At 62.1% G+C, this 227-nt stretch carries 1 protein-coding gene; it reads right to left on the minus strand.

All coding sequences use genetic code 11. The features are described 5' to 3' along the window. On the minus strand, positions 1–227 hold a 227-nt coding region (locus tag SKC41_RS31780; protein WP_442931880.1), incomplete at both ends, for a protein kinase domain-containing protein.

Genomic DNA, 227 nt, shown 5'->3' on the forward strand with positions numbered 1-227 from the left:
TCGGGCGGCGCCCACGGCCCGGACGTCGCGCCGAGGACGGTGGCATCGCGTACCCCGGCGATCTTGTTTTTGATTTTACTGAGCGCGAAATCGGCGAGAAGTGGAGTTTTCCCATCCCACAACACATTTGCTGGTTTGATGTCGCGATGGAGTACTGACAGCGAGTGCGAATGCGCGAGCGCTGAGGCCAGGGGCAGCGCAACGGACTCAGCGACGTCGTCCCATCC

It is taken from the genome of Mycobacterium sp. 050128 (assembly GCF_036409155.1).
In the GTDB taxonomy this organism is placed as follows: Bacteria; Actinomycetota; Actinomycetes; order Mycobacteriales; family Mycobacteriaceae; genus Mycobacterium.